The organism is Roseixanthobacter finlandensis, from assembly GCF_043195105.2.
Classification (GTDB): Bacteria; Pseudomonadota; Alphaproteobacteria; order Rhizobiales; family Xanthobacteraceae; genus NCEH01.
Map to the genome: position 1 here is coordinate 5108608 of NZ_CM195536.1, position 18574 is coordinate 5127181.

Below are 18574 nucleotides of genomic sequence, written 5' to 3' on the forward strand. Positions count from 1 at the left end.
TTCGGCCCGGACCGCTTTTTTCGTTTCAGATGACCCGTTGCGGCCTCACGCGCGCGTCAGCGGCGCGCTCACCTTGGTGCCGGCTGTTTCGCGCGCCCACAGATTGATGCCGATGAGGCCGCCCATCACGCACACGGCCACCAGATAATGGGCGTGCGCCATGGGGTCGATCTGGAGCGCCAGCGTCACCAGCAGCGGGGTCAGGCCGCCGAACACGGCATAAGCCACATTGTAGGAGAAGGACACGCCGGAGAACGCCACGGCCGGCGGGAAGATGCGCACCATCACGAACGGCGTCGCCGAGATGATGCCGACGAAGAAACCGGCCAGCCCATAGAGTGGCAGCAGCAGCCCCGGTTGCGCGCCCACCAGGGCATAAAGCCCATAGGTCGAGGCGCCGAGGCAGAAGCTGCCGAGCGCCAGCACCCGGCCTGCGCCGAACCGGTCGCACATCAGGCCGGTGAGCACGCAGCCGACGGAGAGCGTCAGCGTGGCCAAGCTGTTGGCGGTAAGCGCGTCGGCGGCGCTGATGCCATAGCGGGTCTGGAGCAGGGTCGGCGTCATCAGGATCACCACCACGATGGCGGCGGAGAGCATCCAGGTGAGCGCCATGGACAACAGAACCTGCGGCGCGTAGCGGCGCATCACCAGCTTCACCGGCAGCTCGGCGGCGAGCGCCTTGCGCACCTTCATCTCCTTGAAGATGGGCGTCTCTTCCAGCCAGGAGCGCAGATAGACCGCACAGAAGCCGAATACGCCGCCCAGCAGGAACGGGATGCGCCAGGCCCAGTCGTGGATATCCGCCGGGCTGAAGCCGCGATTGATGGCGGTGGCCACCAGCGAGCCCAAGAGGATGCCCGAGGTCAGCCCGCAGGTGAGGATGCCGCAGGCAAGGCCCACCCGGCCGGCGGGCACATGCTCGGACACGAACACCCAGGCGCCGGGCACTTCCCCGCCGATGGCGGCGCCCTGCAGCACCCGCATGGCGAGCAGCAGCACCGGGGCGGCGATCCCGATGCTCTGGTAGCTCGGCAAGAAGGCGATGCCCAGGGTGGAGAGCGCCATCAGGAAGATGGAGAGGGTGAACATGCGCTTGCGGCCGAGCGTATCGCCGAAATGGGCGAGCACGATGCCGCCCAGCGGGCGCGCCAGATAGCCGGCGGCGAAGATGCCGAACGCCTGAAGCTGCACCAGCCAGTCGGGAATGCCGGGCGGAAAGAACAAATGCCCCAGCACCGTGACGAAAAACACGAAGATGATGAAATCGTAGAATTCCAGCGCGCCGCCCAGCGCCGACAGCACCAGGGTGCGATAATCGGCGGCATTCAGGCGGCGGTGCGATGGCGCGGTCGAAGGAGGGGACATGGCGAACTCGTTTGCGGCGCGGGGCCGAAGATGACGGTGCTTTGACAGCCCTTTGCGCTGCAGTGCAGCAATATTCAAGCAGGAAAGCGCCCGCTCCGGGTTCTTTGATGCATGGCGGACCCGCGTTTTCGGCAATGATCGCAAAGCTTGGCCGTTTCCGCAGACCTCCCCTTACTCGTTTCCCCGCGTTTCCCCGCGTCATGTGCGCCCTTGACGGATGGCGTTCCGGCCGCGAGTTTCTTCGCCTTTCCGGCCGCGCTCGGCCGTGCCAATGGAGTGCCCATGCTCGCCGCTCCGGCCGGAACTTCCCCGCTCTTGCGCTCGCTCCTGCGATTTTTCGCCTGCCTCGCGCTGGTGGCGCTGGTGAGCTTCGTCGGCGGAGTCACCACCTATCCGCAGATCCCCACCTGGTACGCGACGCTGGTCAAGCCCGCCTGGACCCCGCCCAACGCGACCTTCCCCATCGCCTGGACCTTGCTCTACGCGATGATGGCGGTCTGCCTGTGGCGGCTGTGGGACAAGGTGCCCGCTTCGCCCGCGCGCCACCGGGCGATCGTGCTGTTCCTGGTGCAGCTGGCGCTGAACGCGATCTGGTCGCCGGTGTTCTTCGGCCTTCATGCGATCTGGCCGGGCCTGCTGATCCTGCTGGCGCTGCTTCTCGCGCTCGCGGCGACGCTGCGCGCCTGTCTGCGGGTGGACGCGCTGGCGGGCTGGCTGCTGGTGCCCTATCTGATATGGGGCTGTTATGCCGCGAGCCTCAACGGCGCGATCGCCGTGCTGAACTAGCCGGCCGCCGTCCCCGCCGCCGCCGGGCGCAACAAGCGGTTTCCAACCCGCGCGAACATGCCATAGAGTACTGACATGCTGCATTGGACCATCTATCTGCTCATTCCGCTGGCGCTGGCCAGCGTCGCCGGGGTGCTCGTGCTCGGGCTGGTCAATCTGGCGGCCGGCGGGTCGCCGCAGCGCTCGCAGAAGCTGATGCAATTGCGCGTGCTGTTCCAGTTCCTGGCGATCGTGCTCATCATGATCACCATCTTCGCCATGGGCCGGTGACGGGAGCGCGGCGTGGTCAAGCTGAACAAGATCTATACCCGCACCGGCGATGACGGCACCACCGGCCTCGGCACCGGCGAGCGCGTTTCGAAATATGACGCCCGGGTGGAAGCCTATGGCACCGTGGACGAAACCAATGCCGCCATCGGCTTGGTGCGCCTGCATCTGGCGGATACGCCCGATCTCGACGCCATGTTCGCGCGGATCCAGAACGATTTGTTCGACCTCGGCGCCGATCTGTGCACGCCCGAGCGGCCCGGCGCGCCGCCGCCGGCCTATGAGGCGCTGCGCATCGTGCCGGCCCAGGTGGACAAGCTGGAAGTCGATATCGACCGGCTGAACGCGGACCTCTCGCCGCTGCGCTCGTTCGTTCTGCCCGGCGGCACCCCGGCCGCCGCCTATCTGCACCTGGCCCGCACCATCGCGCGGCGCGGCGAGCGGCAGATGGTGGCGCTCGCCCAGACGCCGGGGGAGAAGGTGGGCCCGGCGGCGATCCAATATATGAACCGCCTGTCCGACCTGCTGTTCGTGGCGAGTCGCTATGTGAACGGGCGCGGCGCGGGCGACGTGCTCTGGGTGCCGGGCGCCAGCCGCTAGGACCGATCGCCATTCATGGCTTGATGCCGTTGCAGCAGTCAATCGTCATGCACGGGCTTGGCCCGTGCATCCACGCGGCGCCGCGGGCACCGGCTTTTCAAGGTTCGCGCGGTCGGCCCGGCGTGGGTGGCCGGGACGAGCCCGGCCATGACGCGCAAAAGACAACGGCTGGCGAAAGAAAGACAATCGCGCGCACTGCCGTCAGGCGCCTCGATGATGCACCCGCCGCTGATGTGCGGCGTTGACGCCCGGTGCGCGGGCGATCAGCCGGCGGCGGGGCGCAGCGGGCTCGGCGCGCCTTCCGCCTTGGCGGGGACCTTCACCCAAGCTTCGCCATCCAGCACCAATTCGTCGCCCACCTTGCAGGTGCAGGCGAGGCGCGCGCGGCGTCGCTCGGGGATCAGCTCGGCCACTTCCACCCGCACCACCACCACGTCGCCGATCTTCACCGGGGCGCGGAAGTTCAGCGTCTGGGAAATATAGACCGCGCCCGGCCCCGGCAGGCGGGTGCCCAGCACCGCCGAGATCAGGCTCGCGGTATAAAGGCCGTGGGCGATGCGGGTGCCGAACGGCGTCTTGGCGGCGAAATGCTCGGAGAGATGGATCGGATTGCGGTCGCCGGTCACTTCGGCGAACCCCACCACGTCCGTGGAGACGATGGTCTTTCGCAGCTCCTCCGACAGGCCGACGGTGAGATCCTCGAAATACAGAACGCGCAATTCGGGCAGCATGAACGACTCCTTAGGTGCCTGGTGATGATGCCTGCGGGCGAGGTTACCCTCGTGAGGTTGCCTCGTGAGGCTTGCCCTTCTTTCGGGGCGGGGCAGGCATAAGGGTCGCAAAGCGCGCGCGTTTCAAGCGCGACCATCGGGGGAGATGGGCGGACCGCCGGGAGAGGCGAAGCCGGCGCGGGACGCCTTGCGGGTCCCGCGCCGAAACATTTGGCTCACTTGGCGGCGAGGCGGCCAACGGTGAAGATCTGCACCCGGCGGTTGATCGCCGACGTGGGGTTCTTGGTGTCGAGCAGCACTTCCTCGCCCAGGCCGACCGCTTCCAGGCGGGAAGGATTGACGTTGAACGTGGTGGTTAGCGCGGTCACCACCGCATCGGCGCGGGCCTGGCTCAGTTTGAGGTTGAGCTCGCGCGAGCCGGTCACGTCCGTGTTGCCGGTCACGATGAACTTGTAACCGTGCAGGATCGGGTTGTGCATCGCATCGGCGATGGAGCCGAGCGTCCGGTAGGACGAGGGTTCGATGATCGCCGAATTCAGGCGGAACTGAATCTGCACGTTGATCTGCGGCAGCTTGTCCAGGTGCAGCGCGAGCGAGGGCCGGGTGAGGGCCTCGCCAGGATACTGCACCATGTGGGCCTGGACCTGGTCGCGCATCTGCTGCGCGGTGATCACGGGCGCGGTGTCAGTCAGGCCCTGGAGGCCCTGGAGGACCTGGCTGTTGTTCAGCGCGGTCTGCGCGAACACGGGAGACGCGGCACAGGTGAGCGCTGCCGCCAGCGCGAAACGGATCAGAGGCGACGTCATGGGGGTCGTCCTTGTTCAAGCGAGTGCGGGATTGCGGACGATCACCGATAGCCGGCGTCGGTAATGGCCTGGTTGCAGGCACCGGAGACCACCTTGGTCGCCTCCAACAGGCACGACAGAAGGTTGCCGTCCTGCGGGATCATGCCCGGGCACAAGCGCGCGGCATCCGCGTTGCACACCTTGATGATCGAGTCCTGCGCCGCGTCGCGCTTGGCGATGGAGGCCTCAGCCGCCGCATAGTCCGCCTTGCACTGTGCGCTGACCTTGGTGATGTTCTTGTCCATGCAGGCGACCAGGGCGCCGTTGCCCAGATTGACGGTCGAGCAATATTTCTGAATGTCCTTGCCGCAGCTTTGAGCCAACAAGCCGGCGGCGTCCGCATAGCTCATGGTCTGCGCGCTAGCACCGCCAACGGAACCTGCCAGCAGCACAGCCGCCAGCATCACTCGAAAGCGCGTCATGATTCATCCTCCCAGTGCCCCAAGGGGTGGACTCGGCTTATCAGAAGCCAAGGGTCCGCAACAGCGCAAGGGGCGATGATTTTTAGACAAAATCGCCAACTTTATTAACGCCTGCACGTATCTGGCATATCTAGAGCCGGCAGCGCTGTTCGGCGCATCTGGGACATCCCGCTGGGTGCGGCGCCGATTTTTCTTCCTCACTGGTCGATATGTCTTGAGCAGGTCCGTGCGCTCCCGCTGCCACGGCGCCGAATGCCCCGCCACACGCCGGCCGGGCGTGCCCGCGTGAAAAGTTTCACTTCAGGAAATATGACTGACTCGTCAGTCATATTCTGGCATGATGCGGCATGTCCGATAGCGTGTCCCCCGCTCCCGTCCCTTCACACGCACCCGCCGCGAAACGTCGCCGGGCCGGCGCGGCGACCGGCCCCGGCCAGCGCGAGGCGCGGCAGGCGGCGATCCTGGCGGCGGCGCTCGCGACATTCACCGCGCATGGCTATGCCGCCACCCGCCTGGAGGATGTCGCCCGCGCCGCCGGGGTCGCGAAAGGCACGCTCTATCTCTATTTCCCCGACAAGCAGGCGCTGTTCGAGGCGGTGGTGAAGGATACGGTGGCGCCGGCGCTCAGCGATGCCGCCGCCTTGCTGCCCGCCTACCAGGGCACGACGCGCGAGCTGCTGCACGCGATGTCCGAGATATTGATCTCGCGCATCGTCGAGGGGCCGGCGCGGGGTATCTTGCTGCTGATGATCGCGGAAGGCCCGCGCTTTCCCGAGCTTGCGGCGTTCCATCATCGCGAGGTGGTCGCGCGAGGGATGGCGCTGATCCGCGCCATCGCCGAGCGCGGGCTTGCCCGTGGCGAGATCACCTCCGATGCCGCCGTCCGTTTCCCGCAGATCGTGATCGCTCCCGCCATGACATCGCTGGTCTGGAACAGCCTGTTCGCGCACATCGCGCCGCTCGACGTGCGCGCCTTCATCCAAACCTATCGGGACGTGCTGCTGCGCGGCCTCGGGAGCACGGACGCATGAGCCCCGACCTTGCGCGCCCATCCCCGCGCGCCCTCCGCTTCCCCGTCGCGGTTCTGGCACTGCTCGTGCTCGCCGGCTGCTCGGCGCCGCCGGACAACCAGTTCACCGGCTATGTGGAAGGCGACCTGCTGTTCATCGGCCCACAGGAGCCGGGGCGCGTGGTCACCTTGCCGGTGGCCGAGGGCAGCGCGGTGAAGGCGGGGTCGGTGATCGCAACCGTGGAGGACGACGTCCAGAAGGCGGACCTCGCCGCCGCGGTCGCCGCATTGGGCGAGGCCCAGGCGCGGCTCGACAAGGCGAAGGCGGCCCAGCAGCGGCCGGAGGAAATCGCCATTCTCGATGCCGCCCAGCGGCGCGCGAGCGCGGCGCTCGATCTCTCGCGCATCGAGCTGCAACGTCAGAAGACCCTGGTGCCGAAGGGCGCCTCCTCGCAAGCTAACCTCGACACGGCCCAGCACCAATATGACCAGAACCAGGCCAGCCTCGACGAGGTGCGACGCCAGATCGACAATGCCAAGATCGCCTCGCGCGACGAGGATATCGCCGCCGCCCAGCAGGCGGTGATGCAGGCTGAGGCCAATCGCGACGCCGCCCGGATCCGGCTCGACCGAAGGGCGCTGAAGACGCCGTCGGACGCCACGGTGCAGACGCTCTATTATCGGGTGGGCGAACTGGTGCCCGAGGGGCGGCCGGTGGCGTCCCTCCTGCCGCCGGGGCTGGTAAAGGTGCGCTTCTTCGTGCCCCAGGCGGCCCTCGCCAAGATCGCGCTCGGCGCTCCGGTGGCGGTGTCGTGCGACAATTGTCCACCGCTGACCGCCGACGTGACCTTCATCGCCGATGTGGCCGAATATACCCCGCCGGTGATCTACAGCCGCGAGGAGCGCTCAAAGCTGGTCTATCTGGTGGAGGCGCGCCCGCGCGATCCCTCCGCCGCCCGGCCGGGACAGCCGGTCACGGTGACGCTGGCGGGACCTTCGCGGTGAGCGCGCCCGGCCCCACGGCCCCGGCGCCCGCGCCGGCCCCCGACGCTGGGAACGGCCGCGACATCGTCATCGAGGTGGAGGGCCTGCGCAAATCCTTCGGCAAAAGGGTGGTGGTGGACGATCTCTCCATGCGGGTGCGCAAGGGGCAGATCTACGGCTTTCTCGGCCCCAACGGCTCGGGCAAGACCACCACCATCCGCATGCTGTGCGGCCTGCTTACCCCCGATGCCGGACGCGGCACCTGCCTCGGGCTCGACATCCTGACCCAGGCGCGCGAGATCCGCAGCCACGTCGGCTATATGACGCAGAAATTCTCGCTCTATGCCGACCTCTCGGTGCGCGAGAATCTGGAATTCGTCGCCCGCCTCTATGGCGTGCGCAAGCCCGAGCAGGCCGCTCAGCAGGCGCTGGAGCGTCTCGGCCTCGAAGGGCGCGGCAAGCAACTCGCCGGGGAATTGTCCGGCGGCTGGAAGCAGCGCCTCGCGCTCGGCGCCTGCATCCTGCCTTCGCCCGAACTGCTGCTGCTGGACGAGCCCACCGCCGGCGTCGATCCCCAGGCGCGGCGGGAATTCTGGTCGCAGATCCATGCGCTCGCCGCCGACGGGCTGACCGTGCTGGTCTCCACCCATTACATGGACGAAGCCGAGCGCTGCCACGAAATCGCATACATCGCCTATGGCCATCTGCTGGCGGAAGGGCGCGTGCCGGACGTGATCGCCGCCTCCGGCCTCTCCACTTATACCGTGGAGGCGGTGGCCGGCGCCGATCCCGGGCGCACCATGGCGGTGCTGGCGCGCGCGCTTGAATCCACCGCCGGGGTGGACATGGTGGCGCCGTTCGGCAACCGCCTGCACATCTCCGGGCGCGATCTGAACGCCCTCGACGCCGCGCTCGCGCCCTATCGCACGCGGCCGGACCTTGCCTTCCAGCAGGATTCCCCGACCCTGGAGGATGTGTTCATCGACCTCATGAGCCGGTCGAAGGACACGCTGCGATGATCGGCCTTCCCGGCTTCGCTCGCCGCGTCTCGGCGATGGTGCGCAAGGAATTCATCCAGCTGCGGCGCGACCGGGTGACGTTCGCGACCATGATCATGATCCCGCTGCTGCAATTGGTGCTGTTCGGCTATGCCATCAACACCACCCCGCGCCATCTGCCGACGGCTGTTTTCAGCCATGAGAACAATGAGGTGACGCGGGCGATCCTCGCCGCGCTGCGCAACACCGCCTTCTTCGCATTCACCCGCGAGGCGCACAGCGAGGCGGAGGCCGAACATCTGGTGCGCGGCGGCGAGGTGCTGTTCCTGGTGGAGATTCCCGCCGGCTTCGAACGGGCGCTGCGGCGCGGGGAGGATCCCCAGCTGCTGGTGGCGGCGGACGCGACGGACCCGGTCGCGGCAGGCAATGCGCTGGGCGCGCTCGCCGGCATCGTCGGAACGGCGCTCAAGCAGATCCGGTACGTGGACGCGGCCGGGGCGATGCCGTTCGAGATCGTCCAGCACCGGCGCTACAATCCCGCCGGCACCTCCCAGCTCAACATCGTGCCTGGCCTGCTCGGCACCATCCTCACCATGACCATGCTGATCTTCACCGCCCTTTCGGTGACGCGCGAGGTGGAGCGCGGCACGCTGGAAAGCCTGCTCTCCATGCCGATCCACCCGGTGGAGATCATGCTCGGCAAGATCATCCCCTATGTGCTGGTGGGCGTGCTCCAGGCGGTGCTGATCCTCGGCGCGGGGGTGGTGCTGTTCGGCGTGCCGGTGGAAGGCTCGCTGCTGTTGCTGTGCATCGTGACCTTGCTGTTCATCACCGCCAATCTCGCGGTGGGCTATACGTTCTCCACCCTGGCGCAAAACCAGCTCCAGGCGGTGCAGATGTCGTTCATGTTCTTCCTGCCGAACATCCTGCTCTCCGGCTTCATGTTTCCCTTCGCGGGCATGCCGGTGTGGGCGCAGTGGATCTCCGAATGTCTGCCGCTGACGCATTATCTGCGCATGGTGCGGGGCATCCTGCTGAAGGCCTCCACCTTCGCCGATCTACAGCTCGACATCGCTATACTGGCGCTGCTGATGCTGATCGCCATGGGAATTGCGGTGGCCCGTTTCCGCCAGACTCTGGACTGACCCGCGCCGCTTTTTCGCCACGGGTGCGGCAATGCGGCCTCCGGGTGAACCCGTAGCTTTGACCTGTATCAAGGAGAAAGAGCGCTCGCAGCCCATTTTGCCCCCAAGGCTTGCAGGGCGGGTTTGCACCGCCCCCGCGCAAGGGGTGCCCAATGTCCATTGTCCAGACACCAATCACGAAGCGCATGACATTCGGAGAAACCGGTCTCCTGATCGTGTTCTCGCTCTTCGCTTTCTTCGCCGTTGTGGTGGCCGCCAAGGCCCACACCTCGGCCTATGCCTTCCATGCCTTCGTGTTCGCCGCGGCGAGCGTTGCGGCGGTGTTCGCCATCGGCAATCGCTACATGGATCGCGACGCGATCCTGCCGCCGCAGACCATCGACGGAAAGCCCAATTACAACATGGGCCCGGTGAAGGTCGGCACGCTGCTGGCCGTATTCTGGGGCATCGCGGGCTTCACGGTGGGCGTCATCATCGCCCTTCAGCTGGCGTTTCCGCTGCTGAACTTCGATTTGCCCTGGACCTCGTTCGGCCGGCTGCGGCCGCTGCACACCTCGGCGGTGATCTTCGCCTTCGGCGGCAACGTGCTGATCGCGACCTCCTTCTACGTGGTGCAGCGCACCTCCCAGGCGCGCCTCGCGGGCGATCTTGCCCCGTGGTTCGTGATCTGGGGTTATAATCTGTTCATCGTCATCGCGGGCACGGGCTATCTGCTGGGCATCACCCAGGGCAAGGAATACGCCGAGCCGGAATGGTATAGCGACCTGTTCCTCACCATCGTGTGGGTCACCTATTTCCTGGTGTTCCTGGTCACGGTGCTGAAGCGCAAGGAGCCGCATATCTATGTGGCGAACTGGTTCTATTTCGCCTTCATCCTGACCATCGCCGTGCTGCATCTCGGCAATAACGCGACCATCCCGGTCTCGGTGTTCTCGCCCAAGTCCTACATTCTGTGGTCGGGCGTGCAGGATGCCATGGTGCAATGGTGGTACGGCCATAACGCGGTCGGCTTCTTCCTGACCGCCGGGTTTTTGGCGCTGATGTATTACTTCATCCCCAAGCGGGCGAACCGGCCGGTCTATTCCTACCGGCTGTCGATCGTGCACTTCTGGGCGCTGATCTTCCTCTATATCTGGGCTGGCCCGCATCACCTGCACTATACGGCGCTGCCGGACTGGGCGCAGACGCTGGGCATGACCTTCTCCATCATGCTGTGGATGCCCTCCTGGGGCGGCATGATCAACGGCCTGATGACCCTTTCGGGCGCGTGGGACAAGCTGCGCACCGATCCGGTGATCCGCATGATGGTGGTGTCGGTCGCCTTCTACGGCATGTCCACCTTCGAAGGCCCGCTGATGTCGGTGAAGGCGGTGAACTCGCTGAGCCACTACACGGAATGGGGCATCGGCCACGTGCATTCCGGCGCGCTCGGCTGGGTCGCCTATATTTCCTTCGGCGCCATCTATTGCCTGGTGCCCTGGCTGTGGAACAAGCGGGAGATGTATTCGATGAAGGCCATCAACTGGCACTTCTGGATCTCGACGCTGGGCATCGTGCTCTACATCTGCTCGATGTGGGTCGCCGGCATCCTCCAGGGCCTCATGTGGCGCGCCTATACCTCGCTCGGCTTCCTTGAATATTCCTTCATCGAAACCGTCGAGGCCATGCACCCGCTCTATGTGATCCGGGCGCTGGGGGGAATCCTGTTCCTGATCGGCGCGCTGATCATGGCCTGGAACGTGATCATGACCATTCGCTCGCCGGAGACCGTCGCCGAGACGACTGGCGCCGCGCTCGCTCCCGCCGAATGACGGAGATAGAGATGTCGACCAAGACCACTTCGATCTGGAGCAAGCACGCGATCTTCGAGAAGCACTCGCTGATCCTGCTCCTGGGGGTGCTGGTGGTGATCTCCATCGGCGGCCTCGTGGAAATCGTGCCTTTGTTCTACCTCAAGAGCACCATCGAGAAGGTGGATGGCATCCGCCCCTATACGCCGCTGGAGCTGGCGGGGCGCAACATCTACCTGCGCGAGGGCTGCTATAATTGCCACAGCCAGATGATCCGCCCGCTGCGCGACGAAGTGGAGCGCTACGGCCATTATTCGCTGGCGGCGGAAAGCATGTACGACCACCCGTTCCAGTGGGGGTCGAAGCGCACGGGGCCTGATATCGCCCGCGTCGGCGGCAAGTATTCGGACCTGTGGCAGCTGGAGCACCTGAACAATCCGCGCTCCGTGGTGCCGGCCTCGATCATGCCAAGCTATCCCTGGCTCGCGTATAACAAGCTCGACGCCAAGCATATCGCCGCAGACATGAAGGTCCTGCGCGTGGAGGGCGTGCCCTATACCGACGACATGATCGCCAATGCGCAGGCGGACCTGAAGACCCAGTCCACCACCGACGCCGACGAGATGGATGCGCTCCAGAAGCGCTATCCCAAGGCGCAGGTGCGCGATTTCGACGGCAATCCGGCCGAGCTGACGGAAGCCGATGCGCTGATCGCTTATCTGCAGATGCTCGGTACGCTCGTGGACTTCAAGCTCTACGACGACAAGGCGAACGTGAGGTGAGCCATGCGTGACATCTACATGTTCTTTGCATCGTTCGCCCAGACCTGGGGGCTGATGCTGTTCTTCCTCGGTTTCGTCGGCGTGATTGTCTACGCCTTCTGGCCTTCCAAGAAGATGCAGAAGAATTGCGACGAAGCCGCCCAAATTCCGCTGAAGGAGGATTGATCCCGTGAGCACCGCACACGAGAGCCATGACGCGCACGTGGACGCCGCGAGCGGGACCGCCACCACCGGCCACGAATGGGACGGCATCCGCGAACTCAACAATCCGCTGCCGCGCTGGTGGCTGTGGACCTTCTATGCCTGCATCTTCTGGGCGGTCTGCTATTGGATCGCCTTCCCGGCCTGGCCGCTGGTGTCCAATTATACCACCGGCGTGCTCGGCTGGAATTCCCGTACCGCCGTCCAGGGCCAGCTTGCCGACCTGCGGACCCTGCGGGCGGCCACCTCGGAACGTCTCGCCACGGCCTCCCTCCAGGAGATCGAGAAGAGCCCGGAGCTGCTGGCGCTGGCGCGGGCGGAAGGGCGGGTCGCCTTCGCCGACAATTGCGCGCCGTGCCATGGCGCCGGCGGCGGCGGGGCCAAGGGGTTCCCGAACCTCAATGACGACGATTGGCTGTGGGGCGGCACCCTGGCGCAGATCCAGGAAACCATCACCCACGGCATTCGCGCGGGCGACGATCTCGGCCACCAGGGCAACATGACGCCGTTTGGCGCCGTGCTCTCCAAGGCCGAGATTTCAGACGCGGCGGATTTCGTGCGCTCGCTCTCGGGCCTGGTGCCGGCGGGTACGCCGAGCGTCGAGAAGGGCGCGGCGGTGTTCAAGGCCAATTGCGCCGTCTGCCATGGTGAAGACGCGAAGGGAAATCAGGAGCTTGGCTCCAAGAACCTGACCGACGGCATCTGGCTCTACGGCAGCGACAAGGCCACCATCGTCCAGACCATCACCAATGGCCGGGGCGGCGTGATGCCGGCCTGGGGCGAGCGCCTGTCGCCGACCACCCTCAAGGCCCTGACCGTCTACGTCCACACCCTGGGCGGCGGCCAATAGCAAAGCCGGCCCTTCCGCCGGAGCCGGCCTCGGGCCGCCCGGCGGAAGGGTTCCGCGTTTGAGGGCGTGCCGCCCTCTTTTTCCACGCCTTTCCCCACGGGGGCGGGCAACAGATCAGTGATGTGATGACCGTTCCCGCCGCCAAGACCCACGCGACCCCGCCGGCAGCACCGGACATCGACGCCGATGATGCGCCGCTGTACGCCGCGCGCCGCGCGATCTATCCCCAGAGCGTCCACGGCACCTTCCGGCGCATCAAGTGGATCGTGCTCATCATCACGCTCGGCATCTATTATTTCCTGCCCTTCGTGCGCTGGGATCGCGGGCCGGACGCGCCCAACCAGGCGGTGCTGATCGATTTCCCCGCCCGGCGCTTCTATTTCTTCTTCATCGAGATCTGGCCGCAGGAATTCTATTATGTCGCCGGCCTGCTGATCCTCGCGGCGCTGATCCTGTTCCTGATGAATGCGGTCGCCGGCCGGGTGTGGTGCGGCTATCTGTGCCCGCAGACCGTGTGGACCGACCTGTTCATGGCGGTGGAACGGCTGATCGAGGGCGACCGGCGCGAGCGCATCGCCGCCGATAACGCGCCCTGGACCATCGACAAATTCGCCCACAAGACGCTGAAGCATACGCTGTGGCTGCTGATCGCCTGGTGGACCGGCGGCGCCTGGGTGCTCTATTTCGACGATGCCCCGACCCTGGTGCGCGAGCTCGCCACCTTCCAGGCCTCGGCGACCGCTTATACCTCGATCGCGGTGCTGACTTTCACCACTTATGTGCTGGCCGGCCACATGCGCGAGCAGGTGTGCACCTATATGTGCCCCTGGCCTCGCATCCAGGCGGCGCTGACCGACGAATACGCGCTCAACGTCACCTATCTGCTGGATCGCGGCGAGCCGCGCGGATCGCTCAAGAAGGTTGCGCAGCTGCGGGCCGAGGGCAAGCCGGCGGGTGATTGCATCGACTGCAACCAGTGCGTCAATGTCTGCCCCACCGGCGTGGACATTCGCAAGGGGCTGCAGCTGGACTGCATCCAGTGCGGCCTGTGCATCGATGCCTGCGACACTGTGATGGACAAGATCCATCGCCCGCGCGGGCTGATCCGCTATGAATCGGAAGCCAATCTGGAAGCGCAGGCGCGCGGCGAAGCGCCGGTGCGGCGCATCGTGCGCATGCGCACCATTCTCTATGCGGCGCTGATCTGCGGCATCGGCGGGCTGATGCTGGCGACGCTGGTGAACCGCTCCAGCGAGGGCCTGGCCGCCATCCACGATCGCAATCCGGTGTTCGTGCGGCTGTCCGACGGGTCCCTGCGCAATGCCTATACGCTGCGGCTGATCAATAAGAAGCTGTATGAGCGCAGCTTCTCGATCTCGGTCTCCGGCGTGCCCGGCGCCACCTTGAACGTGGTCGGGACGGATGCGGGCTCGGAGAGCGATGTCCTCACCGTCGGCCCCGACCAGACGCGCGAAGTGCGCGTGCTGGTGACCACCAGGGATAAGTTGGACGCCGGCGCATCCTTGCCGGTGATATTCGAGATCCGCGACACGGCGACCGGCCTCGCCGCCCGTGCCAGTGACCATTTCATCGCGCCGTAGGAAGCATTCGATGGCACAGCTCGGCATCGCGCAAAAGCCGCCGCGGGAACTCACCGGCCGCATGGTATTGTTCATCATCCTCGCCTTTTTCGGCGTGGTGGTGGGCGTGAACGTGGTCATGGCCCGGTTCGCCGTCTCCACCTTCGGCGGGGTGGAGACCGAAAGCTCCTACAAGGCGGGCCTCGCCTTCCGCAGCGAGGAGGAGGCGGCCGCCCAGCAGACGACGCGCGGCTGGAACGTGGAAGCCGATATGACGAGCCAGGGCCTGGAGCGCCACATCGTGCTGATCGTGCGCGATGCGGCCGGCAAGCCCCTGAGCGGGCTCGAGGTGACGGGGCGCCTGTTCCATCCGACGGATGCGCGCGGCGACGTGACCCTCGCCCTCGCCGACGTCGGAGGCGGCCGCTACATGGGCGCCGCCACCGCCCATGCCGGGCAATGGGACCTGATGCTTGATCTTGCGCAAGGCGGGCAACGCCTGTTCCGGTCCAAGAACCGGGTTCAACTGCACTAGCCGCGTCCCGCCGTGCGGGGGGGCCGGTGCGGGGCTCGCGTGATTTCCGGGTGCTGCGCACATGGCCGAGGCCGTCGATTATTCCATCTTTCTCGCCCGTGACGCGGAGGGCCGCGCGGAAGTGAGCCTCGCCGTGGACGGCGTGGATTGCGCCGCCTGCATCAGCGACATCGAGAACGGCGTCAAATCTTTGCCCGGCGTGGTCCATGCCCGGCTGAACTATTCCACCCATCGCCTCACCGTCGCCTGGAGCGGCGAAGGCGCGCCCGCCGAGGTGGTGCAGCGCCTGGAATCGCTCGGCTATCGCGCCCATCCCTTTTCCGGCCGGGTGGAGGAGGAAGAGGCGCGTCGCGCCCGCTGGCTGCTGCGCTGCATGGGCGTCGCGGGCTTCGCCGCCATGAACGTGATGCTGCTGTCGGTCTCGGTCTGGTCGGGCAATGTCACCGACATCACGCCCGAGACGCGGGATTTCTTCCATTGGCTGTCCGCCCTCATCGCCCTGCCCGCCGCCGCCTATGCCGGTCAGCCCTTCTTCCAGAGCGCGCTGCGCGCGGTGCGCACCCGCAAGCTGAACATGGACGTGCCGATCTCGCTCGGGGTGATCCTGGCGCTCGGCATGTCGGTGGTCGAAACCGCGCTGCACAAGGAGCACGCCTATTTCGACAGCGCGGTGATGCTGCTGTTCTTCCTTCTGGCGGGCCGCTATCTCGACCATGAGGCGCGCCGGCGCACCCGCGCCGTGGCCGGCAATATCGCCGCCTTGCGCGGGGAGATGGCGCATCGCCTCGGCTCCGACGGGGTGCCGGTGCTGGTGCCGGTGCAGGCGCTGGCGCCGGGCGACATGATCCTCGTCGCCGCGGGCGAGCGGGTGGGCGCGGACGGGGAAGTGGTCTCCGGCGCCTCGGCGGTGGACGAAGCGTTGATCACCGGGGAGACCCTGCCGCGCCTCGTCGCTCCCGGCGCGCGGGTCTATGCCGGCAGTCTCAACGGGTCCGGCGCGCTCACCTTGCGCGTCACCGCCGGCGGCGAGGGCACGCTGATCGACGACGTCCAGCGCCTGCTGGATGGTGCGCTCAGCGCGCGCGGCGCCTATGTGCGCCTCGCCGACCGGGTGGCGCGCCTTTATGCGCCGGTGGTCCATCTCACCGCGCTGGCTTCCGCCATCTTCTGGCTGGTGCTGGGTGCGAGCGTGCATGATGCGGTGATGATCGCGGTCGCCGTGCTGATCATCACCTGCCCCTGCGCGCTGGCGCTGGCGGTGCCGGTGGTCCAGGTGGTGGCGACCGGGCGCCTGTTCCGCGCCGGACTGCTGGTGAATGCTGGCGACATGCTGGAGCGCCTCGCGCCCGTGGACATGGTCGTGTTCGACAAGACCGGCACGCTGACCCTGCCGGACGCCGTGCTGCGCGTGCCGCAGGACGCCGATCCGCGTCTGCTGGCGCTCGCGGCGCGCCTCGCCTTGTCGAGCCGGCATCCGCTCGCCGCGGCGCTCGCCCGCTCGGCGCAGGGCGCGGCCTTCGCCGAGGTGGAGGAAAGGACCGGCGCGGGCGTGCGCACCTTGCTGCCGGAGGGCGAGGCCCGGCTCGGCAGCCTGGAGTTCTGCGATGTGCGGCTGCCGGCGGACCTTCCGCCCGACTTGCCGCCCGACTGCTCGCTGATCGCGTTCCGGCTCGGCGACGCGCGCCTCATCATCGGCATCGCCCAGCAAGTGCGGCCCGATGCGCGCGCCGTGGTGGACGCCCTCAAGGCGCGCGGCATCGCCGCGCGCATTCTCTCGGGCGATCGGCCGGAAGCGGTGGCGCCGGTCGCGGCACAGCTCGGCATCGCCGATTATGAAGGGGGCCTGCGCCCGGCCGACAAGATTGCCGCCCTGGAAAAATTGAAGGCGGCGGGGCATCGCGTGTGCATGGTCGGCGACGGGCTGAACGATGCGCCCGCGCTTGCGGCAGCCGAGGTGTCGCTCTCCCCCGCCAGCGGCGCGGCGGTGACGCAGGCGCAGGCCGACGCCGTGTTCATCGGCCAGCGCCTCGCCCCGGTCCTCGCCGCGCTCGATGGCGCGCGCACTGCCGGCCGGCTGATGCGGCAGAATCTCGCCCTCGCGATCTGCTATAATTTCATCGCCGTGCCGCTGGCGGTCGCGGGCTATGTGACGCCCCTGGTGGCAGCGCTCGCCATGTCCGGATCGTCCATCCTGGTGACGCTGAATGCCCTGCGCGCCGGCACGTCCGCCGCCGGGCCGGCGCCCGCGACGACGGTCGAGGAGGTGCACGCATGACGGTGCTGCTCTATCTGGTGCCGATCGCGCTCGGGCTCGGGCTGATCGGCCTGTTCGCCTTCCTGTGGAGCCTCAAGAGCGGGCAATATGAGGATCTGGACGGCGCCGCCTTCCGCGTGCTGAGCGACGACGACCTTCCGTCCGCGCCCCGCGCCCCCGCCAGGCGGGAGCCGCGCCCATGAAGCCCGCGACGCCCTTGCCGGGACCGCGCGCCGGCATGCTGGTGTGTGTCTGCGATCCGCAGTTCGATCCGCCGGCCAATGACAATGCCGCGCGGCGGGCGCCCCCGTTCGGCCTCGCGCTGGGGTTCGCCTTCGCGGTGCTGGCGCAGACGCTGGCGAGCGGCATCCTGCCCCTGGCGGGCGCGGCGCTGGCGCGCGATCCCCATTATGCGACCGTGCCGTTCGCCGCCATGCTGGTGGGCGCCGCCCTCGCCTCCTTCCCCGCCTCGTTTCTCGGCGATGCCTTCGGCCGCCGCACCGGCTTTGCGCTCGGCGCCTCGCTCGGCATCGGCGGCGGGGCCTTGCTGGCGGTCGGCCTTCTGCAGATGCAATTCGCCTGGGTCTGCCTCGGGGCGCTCTGGCTCGGCATGGCGCAGGGTTTTTCCTTCTTCTACCGGCACGAGGCGGCGGCCACCGCCGGGCGGCCGGTGGCCGCCGCCGCGGGCGTGCTCACCGGCGGCCTGCTCGCCGCCTTTGCCGGGCCGCTGCTGGCGATGGGCGCGGAATGGCTGTTCTCGCCTTTCTTCCTGGTGGGATCTGCGGTGCTGGCCGCGCTCGCCCACACGCTGTCGCTCGCCGTCGCGGTGCTGATGGCGCCGGATGCCGCGCCGCGCTTCCGCGAAAAAGCGACGCTGCCGCTGAAGGCGATCGCGGTGCCGACGCTTTGCGGAGCGCTGGCCTGGCTCGGCATGAGCCTGCTGATGGCGCAGGCGCCCCTGGCGCTGCTCGGCTGCGGCATCGGCGAGGGCGCGGTGTTCGGCTTCATCGCCCTGCATGTGGCCGCCATGTATGCGCCGGCCGCCCCGCTGGCCTATTTCGGCGCGCGGCTCGCCCCACGTCCGCTGGCGCTCACGGGGCTCGCGCTGGTGGTCGTGGCGCTCGCCCTGCCCGCCGCGAGCGTGCTTCTGCCGGCCCGCCTGTCACCGGAAACCTGGGGTTGGACCTTAGCGCTGATCCTGGTGGGCGCCGGCTGGTCGCTCGCCACCATCGGCTGCACCGGCTGGATCTACCAGAAGGGAACGCCCTCGCGCCTCGGCCTCGCGCTGCATGACGGCGCCCTGTTCCTGTCCGCCATCCTCGGCGCCCTGCTCGCGGGCCGATTGCTTTAGCGCCGGATTCAGCGATCCTATGGAGACGTTAGCGGCTCCACAGGATCGGATCGCGTCCAGCGCGCTTCGTCTTGTGATC

General features: G+C 67.2%; 20 protein-coding genes. 16 read left to right on the plus strand and 4 right to left on the minus strand.

The genetic code is table 11. The features are described 5' to 3' along the window. Window positions 1–45: 45 nt before the first annotated feature. Window positions 46–1365 carry an MFS transporter gene (locus V5G24_RS23695; RefSeq protein ID WP_394084248.1) on the minus strand — a complete coding sequence of 440 codons (1320 nt, stop codon included), beginning with the start codon at window positions 1363–1365 and terminating at the stop codon, window positions 46–48. A gap of 282 nt (window positions 1366–1647) precedes the next feature. Here V5G24_RS23695 and V5G24_RS23700 point away from each other — a divergent pair, with 282 nt between their 5' ends. The 3 genes from V5G24_RS23700 (at window position 1648) to V5G24_RS23710 (ending at window position 3018) form a co-directional block, all read left to right on the plus strand. Then, window positions 1648–2151 (plus strand): TspO/MBR family protein, encoded by a 504-nt coding sequence (locus V5G24_RS23700; RefSeq protein ID WP_394084250.1) that lies wholly within the window; start codon window positions 1648–1650, stop codon window positions 2149–2151. 75 nt (window positions 2152–2226) lie between these two features. Beyond that, window positions 2227–2421: a twin transmembrane helix small protein gene (locus V5G24_RS23705; RefSeq protein WP_394043229.1), complete on the plus strand. Its 195-nt coding sequence runs from the start codon at window positions 2227–2229 to the stop codon at window positions 2419–2421. Between the two features lie 12 nt (window positions 2422–2433). Further along, window positions 2434–3018, plus strand: a complete 585-nt coding sequence (locus V5G24_RS23710) for a cob(I)yrinic acid a,c-diamide adenosyltransferase (RefSeq protein ID WP_394084252.1) — start codon at window positions 2434–2436, stop codon at window positions 3016–3018. A gap of 263 nt (window positions 3019–3281) precedes the next feature. On the opposite strand, the gene croR is transcribed toward V5G24_RS23710, so the two are convergent. The 3 genes from croR to V5G24_RS23725 form a co-directional block, all read right to left on the minus strand. Then, window positions 3282–3749, minus strand: coding sequence for a 3-hydroxybutyryl-CoA dehydratase (gene croR, locus V5G24_RS23715; protein ID WP_394084254.1), 468 nt, complete (start codon window positions 3747–3749; stop codon window positions 3282–3284). 215 nt (window positions 3750–3964) lie between these two features. Continuing rightward, on the minus strand, window positions 3965–4555 hold the full coding sequence (locus V5G24_RS23720) for an OmpA family protein (RefSeq protein WP_394084256.1): 591 nt from the start codon (window positions 4553–4555) through the stop codon (window positions 3965–3967). A 41-nt stretch (window positions 4556–4596) separates the two neighbouring features. Beyond that, window positions 4597–5016, minus strand: a complete 420-nt coding sequence (locus V5G24_RS23725; RefSeq protein ID WP_394084258.1) for a cysteine rich repeat-containing protein — start codon at window positions 5014–5016, stop codon at window positions 4597–4599. A gap of 347 nt (window positions 5017–5363) precedes the next feature. On the opposite strand from V5G24_RS23725, the gene V5G24_RS23730 reads away from it, so the two are divergent. The 13 genes from V5G24_RS23730 to V5G24_RS23790 all read left to right on the plus strand — a co-directional run bounded on the left by V5G24_RS23730 (window position 5364) and on the right by V5G24_RS23790 (window position 18495). Further along, the gene (locus V5G24_RS23730) at window positions 5364–6047 is read left to right on the plus strand and encodes a TetR/AcrR family transcriptional regulator (protein WP_394084260.1); all 684 of its coding nucleotides are present in this window, start codon (window positions 5364–5366) and stop codon (window positions 6045–6047) included. Next, window positions 6044–7030 carry an HlyD family secretion protein gene (locus V5G24_RS23735; protein WP_394084262.1) on the plus strand — a complete coding sequence of 329 codons (987 nt, stop codon included), beginning with the start codon at window positions 6044–6046 and terminating at the stop codon, window positions 7028–7030. Before V5G24_RS23730 ends, V5G24_RS23735 begins: the two co-directional genes overlap by 4 nt. Then, window positions 7027–8028, plus strand: coding sequence for an ABC transporter ATP-binding protein (locus tag V5G24_RS23740; RefSeq protein ID WP_394084264.1), 1002 nt, complete (start codon window positions 7027–7029; stop codon window positions 8026–8028). The genes V5G24_RS23735 and V5G24_RS23740 overlap by 4 nt, the downstream gene beginning before the upstream one ends. Further along, on the plus strand, window positions 8025–9152 hold the full coding sequence (locus V5G24_RS23745; protein ID WP_394084266.1) for an ABC transporter permease: 1128 nt from the start codon (window positions 8025–8027) through the stop codon (window positions 9150–9152). Before V5G24_RS23740 ends, V5G24_RS23745 begins: the two co-directional genes overlap by 4 nt. 152 nt (window positions 9153–9304) lie before the next feature. Further along, window positions 9305–10963 (plus strand): cytochrome-c oxidase, cbb3-type subunit I, encoded by a 1659-nt coding sequence (gene ccoN / locus V5G24_RS23750; RefSeq protein ID WP_394084268.1) that lies wholly within the window; start codon window positions 9305–9307, stop codon window positions 10961–10963. Between the two features lie 11 nt (window positions 10964–10974). Further along, complete coding sequence (gene ccoO / locus V5G24_RS23755; protein WP_394084270.1) at window positions 10975–11724, plus strand: cytochrome-c oxidase, cbb3-type subunit II; 750 nt, start codon at window positions 10975–10977, stop codon at window positions 11722–11724. Between the two features lie 3 nt (window positions 11725–11727). Beyond that, on the plus strand, window positions 11728–11889 hold the full coding sequence (locus tag V5G24_RS23760) for a cbb3-type cytochrome c oxidase subunit 3 (protein ID WP_394084272.1): 162 nt from the start codon (window positions 11728–11730) through the stop codon (window positions 11887–11889). A 4-nt stretch (window positions 11890–11893) separates the two neighbouring features. Further along, window positions 11894–12775: a cytochrome-c oxidase, cbb3-type subunit III gene (ccoP, locus tag V5G24_RS23765; protein WP_394084274.1), complete on the plus strand. Its 882-nt coding sequence runs from the start codon at window positions 11894–11896 to the stop codon at window positions 12773–12775. A 125-nt stretch (window positions 12776–12900) separates the two neighbouring features. Continuing rightward, complete coding sequence (gene ccoG / locus V5G24_RS23770; protein WP_394084276.1) at window positions 12901–14376, plus strand: cytochrome c oxidase accessory protein CcoG; 1476 nt, start codon at window positions 12901–12903, stop codon at window positions 14374–14376. A gap of 10 nt (window positions 14377–14386) precedes the next feature. After that, the gene (locus V5G24_RS23775) at window positions 14387–14890 is read left to right on the plus strand and encodes a FixH family protein (RefSeq protein ID WP_394084278.1); all 504 of its coding nucleotides are present in this window, start codon (window positions 14387–14389) and stop codon (window positions 14888–14890) included. 61 nt (window positions 14891–14951) lie between these two features. Beyond that, window positions 14952–17165, plus strand: coding sequence for a heavy metal translocating P-type ATPase (locus tag V5G24_RS23780; RefSeq protein ID WP_394084280.1), 2214 nt, complete (start codon window positions 14952–14954; stop codon window positions 17163–17165). Beyond that, complete coding sequence (gene ccoS, locus V5G24_RS23785) at window positions 17162–17347, plus strand: cbb3-type cytochrome oxidase assembly protein CcoS (RefSeq protein ID WP_394084282.1); 186 nt, start codon at window positions 17162–17164, stop codon at window positions 17345–17347. The genes V5G24_RS23780 and ccoS overlap by 4 nt, the downstream gene beginning before the upstream one ends. Beyond that, window positions 17344–18495 (plus strand): MFS transporter, encoded by a 1152-nt coding sequence (locus V5G24_RS23790; RefSeq protein ID WP_394084284.1) that lies wholly within the window; start codon window positions 17344–17346, stop codon window positions 18493–18495. The genes ccoS and V5G24_RS23790 overlap by 4 nt, the downstream gene beginning before the upstream one ends. Window positions 18496–18574: the final 79 nt, after the last annotated feature.